Annotated in this window: 13 protein-coding genes and 1 pseudogene; 4 read left to right on the forward strand and 10 right to left on the reverse strand. The window is 35.2% G+C overall.

What is annotated here, in order from left to right; translation table 11 throughout:
* The first annotated feature begins 332 nt into the window (after positions 1 to 332).
* Positions 333 to 1676 (forward strand): cytochrome ubiquinol oxidase subunit I, encoded by a 1344-nt coding sequence (locus WH267_RS22910; RefSeq protein ID WP_340011225.1) that lies wholly within the window; start codon positions 333 to 335, stop codon positions 1674 to 1676.
* Entirely contained in the window at positions 1673 to 2677 is a 1005-nt protein-coding gene (locus tag WH267_RS22915; RefSeq protein WP_115971053.1) for a cytochrome d ubiquinol oxidase subunit II, read from the forward strand. The genes WH267_RS22910 and WH267_RS22915 overlap by 4 nt, the downstream gene beginning before the upstream one ends.
* 203 nt (positions 2678 to 2880) lie before the next feature.
* On the opposite strand, the pseudogene WH267_RS22920 reads toward WH267_RS22915, so the two are convergent.
* The 3 genes and pseudogenes from WH267_RS22920 to WH267_RS22930 all read right to left on the reverse strand — a co-directional run.
* Positions 2881 to 3048, reverse strand: a pseudogene (locus tag WH267_RS22920) (transposase); the annotation flags it as partial.
* Positions 3049 to 3247: 199 nt separating this feature from the next.
* Positions 3248 to 4432, reverse strand: a complete 1185-nt coding sequence (locus WH267_RS22925) for an NAD(P)-dependent alcohol dehydrogenase (protein WP_340011228.1) — start codon at positions 4430 to 4432, stop codon at positions 3248 to 3250.
* Between the two features lie 187 nt (positions 4433 to 4619).
* Positions 4620 to 4784, reverse strand: coding sequence for a transposase (locus WH267_RS22930; protein ID WP_228455724.1), 165 nt, complete (start codon positions 4782 to 4784; stop codon positions 4620 to 4622).
* Positions 4785 to 5109: 325 nt separating this feature from the next.
* Here WH267_RS22930 and WH267_RS22935 point away from each other — a divergent pair, with 325 nt between their 5' ends.
* Both WH267_RS22935 and WH267_RS22940 read left to right on the forward strand, forming a co-directional pair.
* Positions 5110 to 5292, forward strand: coding sequence for a hypothetical protein (locus tag WH267_RS22935; RefSeq protein ID WP_340011230.1), 183 nt, complete (start codon positions 5110 to 5112; stop codon positions 5290 to 5292).
* A 340-nt stretch (positions 5293 to 5632) separates the two neighbouring features.
* Complete coding sequence (locus WH267_RS22940; protein ID WP_340011232.1) at positions 5633 to 5935, forward strand: hypothetical protein; 303 nt, start codon at positions 5633 to 5635, stop codon at positions 5933 to 5935.
* Positions 5936 to 6296: 361 nt separating this feature from the next.
* On the opposite strand, the gene WH267_RS22945 is transcribed toward WH267_RS22940, so the two are convergent.
* The 7 genes from WH267_RS22945 to WH267_RS22975 form a co-directional block, all read right to left on the reverse strand.
* The gene (locus WH267_RS22945) at positions 6297 to 7733 is read right to left on the reverse strand and encodes a glutamate synthase subunit beta (RefSeq protein WP_340011234.1); all 1437 of its coding nucleotides are present in this window, start codon (positions 7731 to 7733) and stop codon (positions 6297 to 6299) included.
* Entirely contained in the window at positions 7733 to 12265 is a 4533-nt protein-coding gene (gene gltB / locus WH267_RS22950; RefSeq protein ID WP_340011235.1) for a glutamate synthase large subunit, read from the reverse strand. Before gltB ends, WH267_RS22945 begins: the two co-directional genes overlap by 1 nt.
* Before the next feature lie 679 nt (positions 12266 to 12944).
* Positions 12945 to 14282, reverse strand: coding sequence for a T9SS type A sorting domain-containing protein (locus tag WH267_RS22955; protein WP_123319760.1), 1338 nt, complete (start codon positions 14280 to 14282; stop codon positions 12945 to 12947).
* A 345-nt stretch (positions 14283 to 14627) separates the two neighbouring features.
* Positions 14628 to 16328 carry a lysine--tRNA ligase gene (lysS, locus tag WH267_RS22960; RefSeq protein ID WP_340011237.1) on the reverse strand — a complete coding sequence of 567 codons (1701 nt, stop codon included), beginning with the start codon at positions 16326 to 16328 and terminating at the stop codon, positions 14628 to 14630.
* 165 nt (positions 16329 to 16493) lie between these two features.
* Positions 16494 to 17423, reverse strand: a complete 930-nt coding sequence (gene rlmF, locus WH267_RS22965; protein ID WP_340011238.1) for a 23S rRNA (adenine(1618)-N(6))-methyltransferase RlmF — start codon at positions 17421 to 17423, stop codon at positions 16494 to 16496.
* 3 nt (positions 17424 to 17426) lie between these two features.
* The gene (locus WH267_RS22970; RefSeq protein WP_340011239.1) at positions 17427 to 17798 is read right to left on the reverse strand and encodes a c-type cytochrome; all 372 of its coding nucleotides are present in this window, start codon (positions 17796 to 17798) and stop codon (positions 17427 to 17429) included.
* A complete protein-coding gene (locus tag WH267_RS22975; RefSeq protein ID WP_115971047.1) occupies positions 17798 to 18010 on the reverse strand; it encodes a hypothetical protein in 213 nt (70 codons plus the stop codon). Before WH267_RS22975 ends, WH267_RS22970 begins: the two co-directional genes overlap by 1 nt.
* Positions 18011 to 18079: the final 69 nt, after the last annotated feature.

An 18079-nucleotide genomic window follows, 5' to 3' on the forward strand; every position in this document is an offset into this window, starting at 1 on the left:
ATAGAAATTTGGCAGAGATGTTTTTTTTGATGAAAAACTGAACAAATGAAGAATTGTTATTGAACCCATAAATGCGTGGCCATATGAATTCAAATCCTTATTAATTCGTTTTTAAAACCAGATCTTCACATTGGAAATGTATTCTAATCAGAAAAATTCGGGCAAGTTCATCATATCATCTCTGGATTTAATTGATATTTTTCAAATACATTACCTGTGAAAATCTTTAGCTCTTTTATTTTTTCAAATAGATCCGAAAAAACCTTACTGTTTTAAATCATATTTAACATCAATAATTTATGCGTAAATTTATTTACTGAAAAGTTGATATTATGGATGATTTTATAGCTGCCCGTGCCCAGATGGCACTTTCTCTGGGCTTCCATATCATATTCTCCTGTGTGGGAATGGTAATGCCTTTCTTAATGGCATTTGCCCATTGGAAGTACTTAAAAACCAACAATGAAGTATATAAAGGACTTACCAAAGCCTGGAGCAAAGGGGTTGCGATCTTATTTGCAACAGGAGCTGTTTCAGGAACGATGCTTTCCTTTGAACTGGGGCTTTTATGGCCCGGGTTCATGAAACATGCAGGTCCAATTTTTGGGATGCCTTTCTCATTAGAAGGCACTGCTTTCTTTATTGAAGCAATCGCTATCGGCTTCTTTTTATATGGATGGGATAAGTTCAATAAATGGTTCCACTGGTTTTGTGGTTTTCTTGTAGGAGTAAGTGGGCTGGCATCAGGTATTCTGGTGGTAGCAGCCAATGCCTGGATGAACTCTCCTACCGGTTTCGATTATATAAACGGACAATACCTTAATATAGATCCAATTAAAGCTATGTTCAATGATGCATGGTTTCCACAGGCTCTTCACATGACGGTTGCTGCTTTTTGTGCCACAGGATTTGCAGTAGCTGGAGTTCACGCTTTTTTAATTATGCGGAAAAAGAATGTGGAGTTTCATACTAAAGCATTCAGAATCGCAGTAGGCTTTGCCTTAATTGGAGCATTTGGTGCACCTTTGAGTGGTGATGTGGCGGCAAAATCTGTTGCTGAAAGACAACCTATCAAGTTAGCTGCTATGGAAGCTCATTTTGAAACGGAAAAAGGAGCTGCATTTGTTATTGGTGGAATTCCTGATGAGGAAAAAGAGGAAATAAAATATGCGATTAAAATTCCCAAAGTATTAAGCTTTTTGGTAAGCAATGATTTCAATGCTGAAGTAAAGGGGCTTAAAGACTTTCCAAAGGATGAATGGCCTCCGATAGCGGTTACCCATTATGCTTTTCAGATTATGATCTTCTTTGGAGTGGTAATGATTTGTATTGGAGCTGTATATCTTTATGCTTTCTTCTTTAAAAAGGAATGGCTGACTAAAAACTGGTTATTAAAAACATTTTTAATTGCAACACCTTTCGGATATATTGCTCTTGAAGCAGGATGGACTGTTACTGAAGTGGGAAGACAGCCATGGATTATTTATGGAGTCATGAGAACCATTGATGCCGTAACCCCAATGCCTGGAATACAGTACTCATTTTACTTCTTCACTGCAATTTTTATATCATTATCATTGATTCTGGTATTCCTTTTAAGAAGACAGGTACAAATGGTACCTAAGCTTTACGACCCTACAGACCCACAGTTTAACGATAAAAATAAAAAATCATGATCTACATTGTTATAGGCTTTCTCTGGCTTTCCATCTGTCTTTATATTATTCTTGGTGGTGCTGACTTTGGAGCGGGTATTGTAGAGCTTTTTACGAATAAAAAAGCCCGCCATAAAACTCATGAGATTATGTACGAGTCTATTGCTCCTGTCTGGGAAGCAAACCATATGTGGCTGATTATTGCCATTGTTATTCTCTTTGTGGGCTTTCCTGAAATTTATACCACGATGTCTACCTACCTTCACATTCCTTTAGTCTTAATGCTTGTAGGTATTATTGCAAGAGGAACCGCATTTACGTTCAGGCATTATGATGCAGTAAAGGATAACTGGCAGGTTTTGTACACCCAGATATTTTATTACGCCAGTCTCTTAACTCCTTTTTTCCTGGGATTAATAGCAGCCGCAACAGTATCACACTCTATTAATCCTGATGCAACCACCTTTCAGGATCTGTATATTTACAGCTGGCTAAACTGGTTCGGAGTGTCTGTAGGATTATTTACAGTAGCATTGTGTGCTTATCTTGCTTCTATCTTCTCATTGAGAGAAACCCGTGGTAAGGAAGAATTATTATTAATGATCAGAAAGTCAAAACAAACGATGATCTTTGTCGTCGTTACAGGAATTCTTGTATTCGCTACTGCTTATCTTTCGGATATTCCGCTTTTGATGTGGGTATTTTCAAAGCCATTAGGAATCATGGCGATTGCTTTTGCTACCGTTGCCTTATTACTTATTTTAAGAGCTCTGAATACCCAAAAATTACTTCCTGTAAGAGCATTGGCGGGTTTCCAGATGGTGATGATCCTTGTGGCAGCTACCTATCAGCATAATCCGGATATTATTTTATTAGGGAATGGACAGCGTCTTTCACTGCTGGTTCACATTGCTCCTGAAAAAACGATTGCCGCTTTGGGATGGGCTTTAATGCTTGGATCACTGTTTATTTTGCCGTTTTTATTTTATCTGATGTTTTCATTTAGCAGACTAAGAAAATAAAATGCTATAATACGGTATCCAGAAAAACGATTTGACCAGAACAGATTTTAAATTTGTCTTTGACCATAAGTTTTACGTCATTGATAAGTCATACCTCCATATTTTTCTCTATTGCTTATATACTATAATGTATACTGCTTTAGTATTTTCAGGAATACAAGTCTTTTCTTAAAGAAAAGACTTATAATTACTATAAATATCTTTTCTATAAATTCAATCTCATAACGCTCTGAAATTTCTTTGCACATGAGCTGTAAAATTGCTCCAGAAACTTCATCTAGTAGAACTTTTCTTCTATATTTCATAGGGAAAACAAAATGATACAGAAGCAAAGTTTTATTATGACTCTTGAAAATATGTTCATCTTCCATGAATCAAATCTACAGTTTTACAACTTATTTTGAAAAACCATCTATTTTTCAAACTTTTCCTCTTTTAAGAAGATGTATCACAACTAAATGATGTGGGTCGAGAATCGTTTAAACGAAAAACCTTCTCGTATAGGGATACAGGAAAATTTCATAAAAAAGGCCGTTTCCACGAGTTGTGAGACGGCCTCAATTCTTTAGATTAAAATGTTGTGGCATCAATTACAAAACGATAACGGGCTTCTTTGTTTACTACTTTGTCCCAAGCGTCATTTATTTCTGATGCTTTTATCACTTTTATTTGAGGATAAATTTTATTTTTTGCACAATAATCTATCATTTCTTGGGTTTCTTGAATGCCACCAATCAGCGAACCGTTAAAATTTACTCGATTTTGAGTCATATTGAAATTATTGATTTCCAAAACACCATTTATCGGTTCCCCAACTTGCGTAAAAAAGCCGTAAGGTTTTACACAGTCGATGTACGGTGACATTTCGTAAGCATAAGGAACGGTAGAAATCATATAATCCAATTTGCCTTTGTAGGGTTTTAAATCTTCTGCCGATTGTACCACGATTACTTCCTTTGCACCAAAACATTTAATGTCTTTCACTTTTGAAGCAGACGTGGTAAAAGCAAAAACTTTTGCACCTTTTGAAACCGCTAATTTCACAGCAATATGACCTAAACCGCCAATGCCAACCACACCAACTTTATCGCCCTTTTTTAATTTTGCTTTCATTATTGGCGAATACGTCGTGATACCTGCACAAAGTAATGGTGCTGCATATTTCAGTTTAATAGTCGCAGGAATTTTAATGGCAAAATGTTCTGTTACTACAATGTTGTTGGCATATCCACCTTGTGTAATTCCAGTAGGCGATGATTTATCTGGCGTGCCATAAGTTTCCACCCATCCTGTTGTTTCACAATGCTGTTCTTGGCCACTTTTACAACTATCGCATTGCATACAGCTGTTTACCATAGCGCCAACTCCAGCTTGGTCGCCAACTTTAAATTTGGTTACATTTTTACCAACTGCAGTTACAATTCCGGCAATTTCGTGACCTGGAACTAGCGGATATTGTTGTTTACCCCAATGTCCTTTAACCATATGAATATCGGAATGGCAAATACCCGAAAATTTAATATCGATTAAAATATCATTGTCGCCTATCGCTCTTCTTTCAAAGTTCCAAGCTGTTAATTTTCCTGCCTCGTCATTTCCTGCGTAACCTTTAGATTTAATATTTGCGCTCATTTTTTTTGATTTATTTGTTTGTGAAAAAATTGAAATTTGATTTACAAGCAACAAACCGGCACTTGCAATTGCCGTTTGCTGAATAAATTTCCTTCGGGATGGGTTGCTGTTTTTTTCTTTCATTTTTTTGATATAATTTAGTTAAAACTTGTTGAGCATTTTAGAAAATAAATAAGAAAAAGATTATTCAACTGGATAAAAACACTATACATTAGATTAATTATCAATGTGTTAAATAAATTATCCCGAGATATTGGTCAACCCATAGTTTGAGTTGCTCAACGTGGATTTTTTTATATTCTTATTTTCCTTAATTTTCAATATATTTTCGAATAACATCTTTATTTCCGTACTGACTAACTGTATTGACATAGTAACCACTTGTCCACAAATTACCATCCCATAATATCCGGATGTTTTTTTTGTTTGTTCTATTATGTTTAAGAGCATTTTCTACCAATAGCTGTAAAGTCATTGGAGGTAGTTATTGGTATTTTGCTTCTTTACTCACATCAATCATAAAATGTAGATCTTCTCCCTGTCTGTGCTTAATCAAAAAAAATAGGCATCCAAAAATCTAAGTTCCCTTTCTAAAGAGATCATATCCTTTTTAGAATTTATCAACATATACCGGTGTACAATATGATTCCATATCCCATATATGTAATACGAAATTGATAATTAAATGTATATGAAATTCGAATTTTATTACCTAAACGTATTTTAAAGCTTCTGAAACGAAGAATAAAGGCACTAAAATGAGAAAGTGAAGATATTTATTTGAAATAGATTCAGATGGTGTGGTCTGTGTACCAGTCTTCACCTACCGTACTAAAGATAATAATGAATACACTTATGAATTGTCAGAAGGAACTAATCCTTTGAGCTGGTCTGAAGGAGATACAGAGACCACGATATATGATCCGAAAGATGCTTCTAAGATAGAATTGTATACTTATTTTAGAATTTTGTCTGGCCTTTGATTTTGTCGTCTGCCACCCTGCTTCTGGTGGTGATAGGAGGTGGATACTTTATCACAGAACAGAATTACAATAGAATCTAAGGGGTACAATAAATGCATATAAAAGTTGGAAACAATAATAAAAAGAGTACTGTTTCTTGTACTCCTTTTATTAGAGCCTGTTTAAATTTCATAATTTAATTTTTTGTATAGCATATAAATCCTTCTCTGAGTCTATATTTTGAATATTTATTTGTTAAAAAAGATACAGCAAAGAAGTTCCAGGGCATAGAGTTCAACTGGATGTTACTAAAATCAGGAACAAGGCTTATCAATTTACAGCTATTGATGACTGTACAAGAATGAAAGTTATTGGGATCTACTCTAATAAAAAAGCAGAATGTACGATACATTTTTTAAGTGAAATTTTGGATACATTTTATTTTCCTATACAGCAAACTGACTGGGGAACGGAATTTTTTAATTATTCCTTTCAATACGAATTGCATGAGCATTTTATAAAACCCAGATCCCCTCATTTAAATGGTAAAGTAGAAAGAACCCAACAGACTGACAAATCCGAATTCTGGCCACTAGTGGATTTATCTGATTCAGATCTTGATTTAAATGCTTTAGCTATTGAATGGCAGGAGTTTTTACAATAAGAAAAGACCACACTCTTCTTTGAATGGAAAAATGCCTTGGGAAAAATCACATTCGTTGGAACATCTCATCCCTATTCAGCCTGATGTTACTGCAAAATTTTAGGACTCGAATGAAGTAATATTGCCCAGAAATTATACTTACTTAATTTATATAAAACAAAAAAAATATTAATTTAGTTTCAAAGCCCAGGAGGAAGTAGGCTCTTCTGGAGAGCAACCTACCAGTAATAGGCTTTTAGATATACGGAAAGGGAGACCCAAAAGGTCTCCTCTTTTTATTTCCGGTATCTTCTATGGTTAAGAAAACCTTCTCTTAATTTGTAGCGAATCTACTGTTATAGTACATATTATTAACTAAAATTTACATTTCGCTTATTAAAAACTCATTGACTTTCTCTGCACACTCTCTACCCTCAGCAATTGCCCAAACGACAAGACTTTGCCCTTTTCTTGCATCACCACAGGAAAACACTTTATCCTGGTTTGTTTTGTATTCTTTATTATTTCCAATTAAATTTCCTTTAGGGTCTAAATGAATATCTAACCCCTCAACCAATCCTTTGTGCTCAACATGAGTGTATCCTAACGCAATAAAGACAAGGTCACATTCAAGTATAAATTCAGATCCGGGTTTTTCAGTATACAGATTCCATTTTCCATCATCGGAATCTTTAGTCCATTCCGCTTCTATCAAACGAACTCCTTTTAAGTTTCCGTTTTCATCTTTCACAAATTCTTTGGAATTCACAGACCACATCCTTTCGCATCCTTCTTCATGGGAGGAAGTAATCTGTAATAACGCAGGATAGGCAGGCCATGGCATTGTTTCATCCCTTTCCATTGGCTGCATAGGTTTATAATAAATCTGATATACAACTTCTGCCCCCTGACGATTAGAAGTCCCGATACAATCTGAGCCTGTATCTCCTCCACCTATTACCACCACTTTTTTCCCTTTTGCATCAATTTCTTCTTCTTCAAAAGGAATTCCACTTACTTTTTTATTACTTTGTTTCAGAAAATCCATTGCAAAATGAATTCCTTTTGCATCATGATTAGGAATAACGAGCTCTTTTGGAACCGTACTTCCTGTTGCAAGAACGATAGCCTCAAAATCCCGATTTAATTGCTCCACAGAATAATCAATCCCTACATTAACTCCTGTAGAAAATAAAACACCTTCTTCTTTCATCCATTGAACTCTGCGCTCTACAATATTTTTATCCAGCTTAAAATCCGGAATTCCAAATCGTAACAATCCTCCTATTTCAGGATCCCTTTCAAAAACAGTTACATAATGCCCCATCTGGTTTAACTGGTATGCTGCTGCTAATCCCGCAGGTCCGGAGCCTACTACTGCCACTCTTTTATTGGTTCTTAACAGTGGTGATTTTGGTCTGGCAAATCCTTGTTCAAAAGCTATTTCTATAATATTCTTTTCTATCTCTTCAATGGTAACCGGCTGATCGTTAATTCCAAGTACACACGCACTCTCACACGGAGCCGGACAAATCCGTCCTGTAAACTCAGGAAAATTGTTCGTTGAAATTAAAATCCGATAGGCTTTCTCCCATTGCTTCTGGTAGACCGCTTCATTAAATTCAGGAATCAGATTTCCGAGAGGACAACCACTCTGACAAAATGGGATTCCACAATCCATACATCTTGCCGACTGACATTTCAATTGTTCATCTGACGGTTTTTGGATAAATTCTTTATAATCCTGAAGTCTTTTTTCAACCTCCAACTTAGGAGGAAGCTCCCGCTCATGTATCAAAAATCCATTTATCTTTCCCATTATTTCACAACATTTATCAGGTTTTCTATCACTTTCCTATATTCTCTTGGATATACTTTGGTAAAATATTTACAACTATTATCCCAATCATTTAATATAAATTCGGCCAATTGACTTTTTGTATTTTCAAAATGTTCTTTCACCAAAGCGGAAATTATTTTTTTATCTTCTTCAGTAACAGATTCCAAATCTGCCATATCAGAATTAAAATTATATTGTAAGGTTTCATTAACATCCCACACATAAGCAATTCCACCACTCATTCCCGCTCCAAAATTCCTCCCAACACCTCCCAGAACAATAACCTTTCCTCCTGTCATATATTCACATCCATGATCACCGATTCCTTCTACCACTGCCGTAGCCCCAGAATTACGAACTGCAAAACGTTCTCCAGCCATTCCATTGACAAATACCTTTCCGGAAGTAGCACCATATAAAGCAACATTTCCTACAATACTATTTTCATTAGCTTTAATAATTGCTTCTCTATCCGGAAAAACTATCAATTGAGCTCCGGAAAGCCCCTTTCCTAAATAATCATTAGCATCCCCTTCCAGACGCATTGTAATTCCTTTGTTACAAAATGCACCAAAACTCTGCCCCGCAGTTCCTTTAAAATTAAACTTTAAAGAATTTTCTTTCATTCCTTCGGATTGATATATTTTGGTTAATTCATGAGAAAGAATGGTTCCAACTGCACGATCCGTATTTTTCAGATTGAATTCAGCCTCCATAGCTGTATTATTTTGAAGTGCATACTGAGCAGCCTCAAGCATCTGCCAGGAAACAGAAGAATCTAAGCCATCATCCTGCTCTTCTGATTTAATAACATCTAAATCTGTTTCTATTTTTTGAAGAAGCCTGCTTAAATCAATATGTTGATGTTTCCAGAAATTAATCACTGATTTTCTTTCCAGACATTGAGATTGTCCTACCATCTCATCAATGGTTCTGAATCCCAGGTTAGCCATGATTTCCCTGACTTCTGTTGCAAGAAACCTGAAGTAATTCACCAAATGCTCAGCCTTACCCTTGAAATTCTTCCTCAAATCTTCATTTTGAGTAGCAATTCCTACCGGACAGGTATTCAAATGACATTTCCTCATCAAAATACATCCTTCAACAATAAGCGCGGAGGTTGCAATCCCCCATTCTTCAGCTCCCAATAAAGTAGCAATTGCCAAATCACGCCCTGTTTTTATCTGCCCGTCTACCTGCAGGGTAACTCTTTGTCTGAGCTTATTTTTAATTAAAGTCTGATGTGTCTCTGCTAACCCAAGTTCCCAGGGTAATCCAGTATGACGGATAGAACCTAAAGGAGAGGCTCCCGTTCCTCCATCGTATCCTGAGATCAGAACATGATCTGCTTTAGCTTTAGCAACTCCGGACGCTATGGTCCCTACTCCTGCTTTTGAAACTAATTTTACAGATAACCGGGCATGGCGGTTCGCATTTTTTAAATCAAAAATTAGCTGAGCAAGATCTTCAATAGAATAGATATCATGATGAGGCGGTGGAGAAATTAATCCAACTCCCGGTGTAGAATGTCGTGTTTTACCAATCCATGAATCTACTTTATCTCCCGGTAACTGACCTCCCTCTCCAGGTTTTGCTCCCTGAGCCATTTTTATTTGAATCTCATCAGCCTCAGCTAAATACCTGGCAGTAACTCCAAACCTTCCTGAAGCAATCTGTTTAACAGATGAACGCAAATTATCCCCATTTTCAGTAAGTATATATCTGGCCTCATCTTCTCCTCCTTCTCCTGTATTACTTTTTGCCCCTATTCTATTCATCGCTATCGCCAGTGTCGTATGCGCTTCCCATGAGATTGATCCAAAAGACATCGCTCCTGTTGCGAATCGCCTCATAATATTTTCAACAGACTCTACTTCTTCCAGAGGAATAGCCGCCCTATCGTTTTTAAATTCTAAAAGCCCTCTTAATAAAGAAGCCTTACCCATCTGCTGATTGACCAACCTTGAATATTTTTTAAAAATATCATAGTTATTACTCCAGGTAGCCTGCTGTAATAAATGAATCGACTGTGGGTTGAACTGATGATATTCACTACGGTTTCTCCACTGATAAACACCACCTGTATCTAAAAGGCTTTCAGCCCAATCACCTTTAAAAGCTTCTCTATGCTTCATTAATGCTTCTTTGGCAATTTCGTCAAAACCAATTCCTTCAATTCTGGAAATAGCCCCGGTAAAACAAGTATTCACTACTAATTTATTCAATCCTATAATTTCAAAAATCTGGGCTCCATGATACGATTGTAACGTTGAAACTCCCATTTTGGAAAAAATCTTTAAAAGTCCATCACCGACTGCCTTTTTATAATTCTCTCTCAGTTTTTCTAAATCTTCAATCTCTCCAAATTCCCCATCATCAAACATCTGCCGGATACTTGCCAAAGCCAGATATGGATTAATTGCCGTAGCCCCAAACCCCAGGAGTGTTGCAAAGTGATGAACTTCCCAAACATCTCCCACTTCCATTACCAGCCCGATTTTTCTTCGGATTCCTTTTCTTATCAAATGATGATGAACTGCTGAACAAGCCAGCAATGAGGGAATAGCTGCATGCTGAGAGTCCAATGACCGATCGGAGAGGATAATCACTTCAAACCCATCGTCTACTGCATCTACTGCATATCTGCAAATCCTGTCAATGGCTTTTTTTAAACTTCCTTCTTTTCCCGCTGCATTAAAATAAGTATAAATAGTTTTTGATTGAAATTTACCCGTATCAACACTTCGTAATTTTTCAAGCTGATTATTGTTAAGGATAGGATTTTCCAATTTAATGGAATGTGCAAAATTCTTATCTTCCTCCAAAAGATTTCCATTACCTCCAATGATGGTAGTCAGAGACATGACCAGTTTTTCTCTGATCGGATCTATCGGCGGATTAGTTACCTGAGCAAATAATTGTTTAAAATAAGAGCTCAGATGCTGAGGCTTTTCGCTTAAAACAGCCAATGGAACATCAAAACCCATAGAACCAATAGGCTCTTTTCCATGAGAAGCCATTTCTTTCACCATCACATCAAGATCTTCTCTTGAATACCCAAATGCCTTCTGATACTTGAAAATATCGTCTGTCTGAAGTTTATTGAACCGTATTTTGGGATGAGGTAATTCATTGATATTAATTCTCATATTGTCTAACCATTCACGGTATGGCTTTGAAGTGCATATTTCTTTTTTCAGCTCATCATCGCTGATTATTCTTCCTTTTTTCAGATCTACAAGAAACATTTTCCCAGGTTGAAGATGGCCTCTTTTAATAACTTTTTGGGGATGTACAGGTAAAGCTCCTGATTCGGATGCCATAATAACCAAATCGTCTGATGTCACACAATATCGCGAAGGACGAAGGCCATTTCTATCTAAAGTTGCACCGATAATATCTCCATCCGTAAAAGAAATGGAAGCAGGCCCATCCCAAGGTTCCATCAAACAGGCATGAAATTCATAGAAGTCTTTTTTATATTGTTCCATTTGTTCGTGCCCATCCCATGCTTCAGGAATAAGCATCATCATTGTATGAGGAAGGGAACGTCCTGAATGATAAAGGAGCTCTACCATATTATCCAGATAAGAGGAGTCAGATTGCCCTGGTTTTGTTAAAGGAAGAATCATATCCATTTCCTGAGGGCTAAAAAACTGACTTTTGAAAATCTTTTCAGAGGATTTCAACCAATTCAGGTTCCCTCCTATTGTATTGATTTCCCCGTTATGCGATAAGAATCTAAAAGGTTGTGCCAAACTCCATGTTGGTGATGTATTGGTTGCAAAACGGGAATGCACCATTCCAAATGCGGAACGGGTTTTAGGATTTGTAAGATCTTTAAAATAATTTCTAATCTGAATACTTCTTAACTGCCCTTTATAAATAAGTTTTTTACAGGAAAAAGAGGCAACATAAAATCCTATAGGGTCATTATTGGTAATACTTGTAACCTGATGCGAAATATAATTGTTGAAAACAAATAGCTTTCTTTCGAAATCCTTTTCAGCTTCAGTATCAAAAGGACGTTCTATAAAGAGCATTTCCATAACAGGTTCCACACTCTTTGCCAATGCACCTAAATCAATATTACTTACTGGCACAGGACGGTATCCTAAAATTTTAAGATTCAGCTTTTCAGCGGATTGAGCAATGACTTCCTTACATTCTTCACGAATAAAGTTATTTTGAGAAAAAAATAGCATACCAACCCCATAGTATCCAGGTTCCGGTAAGTCTATTCCATAATTCAATGCCTCATCATATAAAAGCTCATGGGGAATCTGAATCTGAATACCAGCTCCATCACCTGTATTATTTTCATATCCGGTAGCCCCACGATGCTCCATGTTTTCAAGCATAGTAATAGCATCACTTACAATTTTATAACTTTTAACTCCTTTTATATGGGCAACAAAGCCTACCCCACAGGAATCAAATTCAAATTCCGGTTGGTAAAGTCCATAGCTTTTCGAAAAATTATCAGGATTTTTTTTGTGTGTTTTTCTCATCTTCCTATCCATTTGCTTATCAAATATAGCAAAAAGAATACCTTTAAAGATTATAAATTATATTTACTTCATTGAAAAACTAATAATAATAAACAATAGTTAATTAATCAATAAAAAAGACAAGAAAAACATATTAAAACATGAAATAAAATACATAATACATAATTGAACTAGGTAATTATAACAAGCTGATTATCAACCAATAAACTTAATAAAACAAAGATACATTTCAAGTTTACCTTAAGTCAAATACATATAAAAATAAAATACAGAATGATTGTGTTATATACTATAATACTGATAGTCATGATGTTAAAAAACAAAATCATTTTGCTGATTATCTATAAACACTTTAACTTATTAGATATAATTACCTAAAATTAAACGCTTAATCTACAATTACATTCTAATATAACTGTTTTTTTTAGATTAATTATCTAAAAAATGCCTATAGATCAAAAATAATATCAATAATGCAAAAATCACCCCATAAAAAAACCTCCCAAGGCTTCAAGCCAGGGAGGTTATATTTGATATTTTTTTATTTTAAGTTAATTTCTTCAAAAGAGCTTCATCAATTTTTTCTACTTTCACAATATTATTCTTTGTCAAAGTTTTGGAAGTCTGATCCCGTTTTACTTAGATATTGTGCGCAAATACATATTTTAAGATATTGTATTTAATTTTTAATTCCTTTTCTTGAAATTATTTTATTAGATAATGTTGTTATTTTAATAAAATAGACTCCTTTTATCAATGAAGATGTATTAAGCTCTGAAGTATTTCCTTTTAAAACAAACTTTCCACTTTCATCATAAATTTCTACATTTTTAATCTTTTCTTTTAAGTTAAATTTTAGTTCGTTATTAAATGGATTGTTAAAATGAACCTCATCAGCTTTATGACTAATCTCACTTACTGATAAAGAAGAGCCTGTTCTCCTATATTTTATAAAACCATGTGCAGTATCTAATCCGTTAGACCAATTTGAACATAGGTATTCATTGTCATTAATAAGCTTTATTCCTCCAATAGCACTTCTGTTAATTTCATCATAAAACGAAGCACTTCCATTATTAAAGCTATTATCCAATTGCCCAGAAGAGGTAATCCTTACTAATGTATTACCATCTGGAACCATTCCATGTATAGTACTAATACGAAAATGATTAACTACTACAACAAGATTTCCAGCAGAATCAAAGGTTCTTCCCCCTAACCTATCAAGATTATCTCGAAACTGAGGAAGCTGAAAAACTCCATTCATTCCAAAATTATTATCTATTACACCATTGGATGTATACTTATAAATAATATCTGAATTCCCTTGTCTTCCAAAAAGAGCAAGCTCATCATTATTATTTACTATTCCCCACATATTAGATGGTAATGTAAGAATTCCATTATTTCCAAAACTTGTGACCACATTTCCTTGAGAATCTATCTTTTTAATCAATCTTAAATAATCAAATCTATAGAATATATAAAAATAGTTAGTTTTGGTTTTAACAATATCCTGTAATACACCAAGATCAACACCTAGAGGGAAATCATGTTCAAAGATACCATTTCCAGTATATTTTTCAATCTGGCTGTTCTTTAATATATAAAAACTGTTATCTGAGTTTATAAAAATATATTGACGTCCTAATGTTCCTGCAGACCAATCTATCATCCCACTATTTCCGAATGAAGTATCAAGTGTTCCCTCTAAGAAATGCCTTTTTAAATGAGTTCCGTTAGCAATTAAAAGTTTATTATCAGCAACACTAAGACTTGTTATTGCTCCAATATTTAAGTTTCCAAAGTTAGGATCAAGGCCCCCAATATTTTTCACCTTGTTAACATAACCTGATTCATTTTTCAAATATACTGTACCATCATTTTGAATCCAATACAAGAATGAGTTATTCGTTGTATATCCATAAGTGCCTTTGTTATACGCAGGATCTAAATACACCTGAGACTTACCTATGACTCCACATAAAATAAAAAGACCTAATACATATTTTTTCATAATTATTAATTTTTGTAAAAATACAAAAAAGCGACTTAATAATCAGATCCCATTGATCAATGATAATATATTCATTTTCAAATATTTTGGCTCCAAAATCAAATACCCATTCTCATTATAGACCTCATTTTTCTTAATTTTTCCTTTTATATGTAATGTCTATTCATTTTTGAATGGATTTTCAAAAGTAAATTCTAAAGCCTCCTCTAACTTCCCAACAGTTGTAGAATATATTTGTATATTTTATGTTTTTACTATAAACAAGTTTATTTATTTGATATACAAATAAAAAAGAGTGAACATAACATTCACTCTTTTAAACTTATACTATTAATATTGTATATCTTACGCCAGTTTCATCAAAAGATTCTCATCAATCTTCTCCACTTTCACAATATTATTTTTTGTCAAAGTTTTAGAAGCTTTATCCCATTTTTTACCGGATAACTGGCTTCTTTCTTTTACTTCAGCTAAAGACATTGCTTCTTCCTGAGAATTAAGAATTTCAAGGATTACTTTTTCATCTTCTCCCAGCTCAATTTGAGGAACCGCTTTCTCCGGTCTCATCTGAGGAAAGAATAACACTTCCTGAATAGAAGCATTGTTCGTTAAGAACATAATTAATCGGTCCATACCAATTCCCATTCCTGACGTTGGTGGCATACCATATTCCAATGCTCTTAGGAAATCTTCATCGATGAACTGTCCTGCTTCATCATCACCTTTCTCAGACAATCTCAGCTGATCTTCAAAACGTTCTCTTTGATCAATCGGATCATTCAGTTCAGAATAGGCATTGGCAATTTCTTTACCACAAACCATCAATTCAAAACGTTCTGTAAGACCTTCCTTACTTCTGTGTTTCTTTGTTAATGGAGACATTTCAACAGGATAATCTGTGATAAAAGTTGGCTGAATAAAGTTTCCTTCGCATTTCTCACCGAAAATTTCATCAATTAATTTTCCTTTACCCATCGTTTCGTTTACCTCAATTCCGATAGATTTTGCAAAATCAAATATTTCCTGCTCTGTCTTCCCTGTAATATCAAACCCTGTATATTTCAAAATGGCTTCCGTCATAGAAACTCTTGCAAAAGGAGCTTTGAAACTGATTTCATGCTCACCAAATTTTGCATTAGATGTTCCGTTTACCTGAATCGCGCAGAATTCCAATAATTTCTCTGTAAAATCCATCATCCAGTTATAATCTTTGTAAGCTACATAGATTTCCATTACAGTAAATTCAGGATTGTGGGTTCTGTCCATTCCCTCATTTCTGAAGTTTTTAGAGAACTCATAAACTCCGTCAAATCCACCGACAATCAGTCTTTTCAGATATAATTCATTGGCAATTCTTAAGTATAAGGGAATATCCAACGCATTGTGATGCGTAATAAAAGGTCTTGCAGCAGCTCCCCCGGGAATTGACTGTAAAACAGGCGTTTCCACTTCAAAATATCCTGCTTCGTTGAAGAAGGTTCTCATGGCATTGAAAAGCTTTGTTCTTTTTACAAAAACATCCTTCACGTATGGATTTACTAATAAATCAACATAACGCTGTCTGTACCTTAGTTCCGGATCGTTGAATCCGTCGTGTACAACACCATTTTCATCTGTTTTTGCCTGAGGAAGCGGACGTAATGCCTTAGTAAGAAGCGTAAAGTTCTTTACTAAAACCGTCTTCTCTCCTACCTGAGTGGTAAACAATTCTCCTTCAATACCGATAATATCACCGATATCTAAAAGATGTTTGTATACTTCATTATATAATTCTTTATCTTCTCCCGGACATATCTCGTCTCTGTTGAAGTAAACCTGAATTTTTCCTTTAGAATCCTGCAATTCTGCAAAAGAAGCCTTCCCTTGAATTCTGCGGGACATTAATCTACCAGCGATCTTCACCTGTTTACTTTCAGAAAAGTCCTGTTTTATAGATTCTGTAGTATCTGTAATGGTATACTCATCCGCAGGGAACGCATTAATCCCCATTTCAGTAAGCTTATTAAGCTTTTCTCTTCTAATGATTTCTTGTTCTGATAATTGCATTTCTTATTTTTCTAAAAGCGTACAAATTTAGGCATTTTTGAGTTGACCATCAATTGATTTTTTCAGAAATTTTAAAATGTCAGCCGGAATGGAGTTGAGATGTAGGATATGAGGTATCGGGATGTTAGATATAAATTAATGTGTTATTAACTTTGAACTTTAAATTTAAACAAACCAGCTTTTCCTATCCTGCTGAGGAATAAATGTCCAGGCCAAGATTCTGCTTACTTTCTGTCCCTGAGCCATATCAATGGTTTTAACGTCTACAGCCTTTACTCTCTTTAAAAGAGTAGTTAACTTATATAGATTGTCTTTTTTGGAAACCAGGCAGGTAAACCAAAGGAACTGAGATGAAAATTGAGCACTTTCATTAATCATATTGGTAATGAATGCCAGTTCACCACCTTCACACCATAATTCCGACTGTTGTCCGCCAAAATTAAGCATCGCTTTCTGTCTCTTTCCTTTATTTAAATTCTTTGTTTTTCTAAGATTCCCTTTGATCATAGATTCTTTTGAATCATGAAAAGGTGGATTACACATAGAAAAGGTAAACCGGTCTTTAGGATTTACTATATTTTTGAATACATAATTGGAGTCAGGCTGATGCGCCAATTCAATTGCCAATGATAAACCTGGATTCTGATCCAGAATATGCTGAGCATTTTTTAGTGAATCTTCATTGATATCCGTTCCAAGCATCTTCCAGCCATAGGATTTATTAGCAATTAAAGGATAAACAAGGTTAGCTCCTACTCCAACATCAAGTCCTGTCACAGAAGTTTCTGTTGGAATTTGACCTTTCTGTTCTGCTAAAAGATCAGCAATATAATGTATATAATCTGCCCGTCCCGGAATAGGTGGACACAAATTGGTATCGGGAATATCCCAATCCTTAATATTGTAAAAGTGTAGTAATAAAGCTTTGTTGAGTAATTTTACAGCTTCGGGAATACTGAAATTAATAGTTCTTGTCCCATGAACATTCACAAAGACGTAATGTTTCAGTTCTGGCACACAAGAAATAAGCAGATCAAAATCATAAGGATTACGATGCAGATTTCTTGTGTGCAGACTTGATTTTTCTGTGGACATATTTTATTTCTTCTGGCTTAGAATATACTCCACCATTTTTTTGGCATCTTCTTTAGACACCTGTGGATGAGCAGCCATAGGGACTCCGCCCCAAACTCCACTACCGCCATCTATAATCTTGGAAGCCAGCAATTCAATATCCTTATCAGAATATTTAGCCGCTATTTCCTGATAAGAAGGTCCTATCATTCTCTCATTAACAGAGTGACACCCTGAACAATCTAATGTTTCCATGATCTGATCACCGGAAAGATTAGACTGTGCAGGAGCAGACACTGATGCAGCATCTGAAGATGCTACTTCTGTTTTATTTTCTTTTTTAGAACAGGAAAAGATCAGAAGACCCAAAGTTCCTGCCAAAAATAAGTTTTTCATTATTTCTTCGCTGTAGAATCTGTTTTAGCAGCTTCAGGAGCAGCTGGAGTTGCAACAGCTGGGGCAGCAGGCTTAGCTGTAGAATCTACCACTGTAGTTGCTTCCGGCTCTTCAAGCATTGTGTTGCTGTCCTGTAATGAGTGATCTGCTTTTTTAGTGCAGCTTGCTAATAATAAACCTCCAATAAATGCGATTGCGAATACTTTTTTCATTTTTTTCTAATTTGAAAGCAAAAATATAAAAAATAAATGTTTCAGCTTATGACAAATGTTTCTTTGAAG

Source organism: Chryseobacterium sp. MYb328 (genome assembly GCF_037572595.1).
Classification (GTDB): Bacteria; Bacteroidota; Bacteroidia; order Flavobacteriales; family Weeksellaceae; genus Chryseobacterium; species Chryseobacterium pennae.

Excerpts from the sequence above, each read along its gene's own strand:
- WH267_RS22915 (WP_115971053.1), top strand. The coding sequence starts at position 1,673 with ATGATCTACATTGTTATAGGCTTTCTCTGGCTTTCCATCTGTCTTTAT.
- gltB (WP_340011235.1), bottom strand. The coding sequence starts at position 12,265 with ATGAGAAAAACACACAAAAAAAATCCTGATAATTTTTCGAAAAGCTAT.
- WH267_RS22925 (WP_340011228.1), bottom strand. The coding sequence starts at position 4,432 with ATGAAAGAAAAAAACAGCAACCCATCCCGAAGGAAATTTATTCAGCAA.
- rlmF (WP_340011238.1), bottom strand. The coding sequence starts at position 17,423 with ATGTCCACAGAAAAATCAAGTCTGCACACAAGAAATCTGCATCGTAAT.
- WH267_RS22945 (WP_340011234.1), bottom strand. The coding sequence starts at position 7,733 with ATGGGAAAGATAAATGGATTTTTGATACATGAGCGGGAGCTTCCTCCT.
- WH267_RS22910 (WP_340011225.1), top strand. The coding sequence starts at position 333 with ATGGATGATTTTATAGCTGCCCGTGCCCAGATGGCACTTTCTCTGGGC.
- lysS (WP_340011237.1), bottom strand. The coding sequence starts at position 16,328 with ATGCAATTATCAGAACAAGAAATCATTAGAAGAGAAAAGCTTAATAAG.
- WH267_RS22940 (WP_340011232.1), top strand. The coding sequence starts at position 5,633 with ATGAAAGTTATTGGGATCTACTCTAATAAAAAAGCAGAATGTACGATA.
- WH267_RS22970 (WP_340011239.1), bottom strand. The coding sequence starts at position 17,798 with ATGAAAAACTTATTTTTGGCAGGAACTTTGGGTCTTCTGATCTTTTCC.
- WH267_RS22955 (WP_123319760.1), bottom strand. The coding sequence starts at position 14,282 with ATGAAAAAATATGTATTAGGTCTTTTTATTTTATGTGGAGTCATAGGT.
- WH267_RS22975 (WP_115971047.1), bottom strand. The coding sequence starts at position 18,010 with ATGAAAAAAGTATTCGCAATCGCATTTATTGGAGGTTTATTATTAGCA.
- WH267_RS22930 (WP_228455724.1), bottom strand. The coding sequence starts at position 4,784 with ATGACTTTACAGCTATTGGTAGAAAATGCTCTTAAACATAATAGAACA.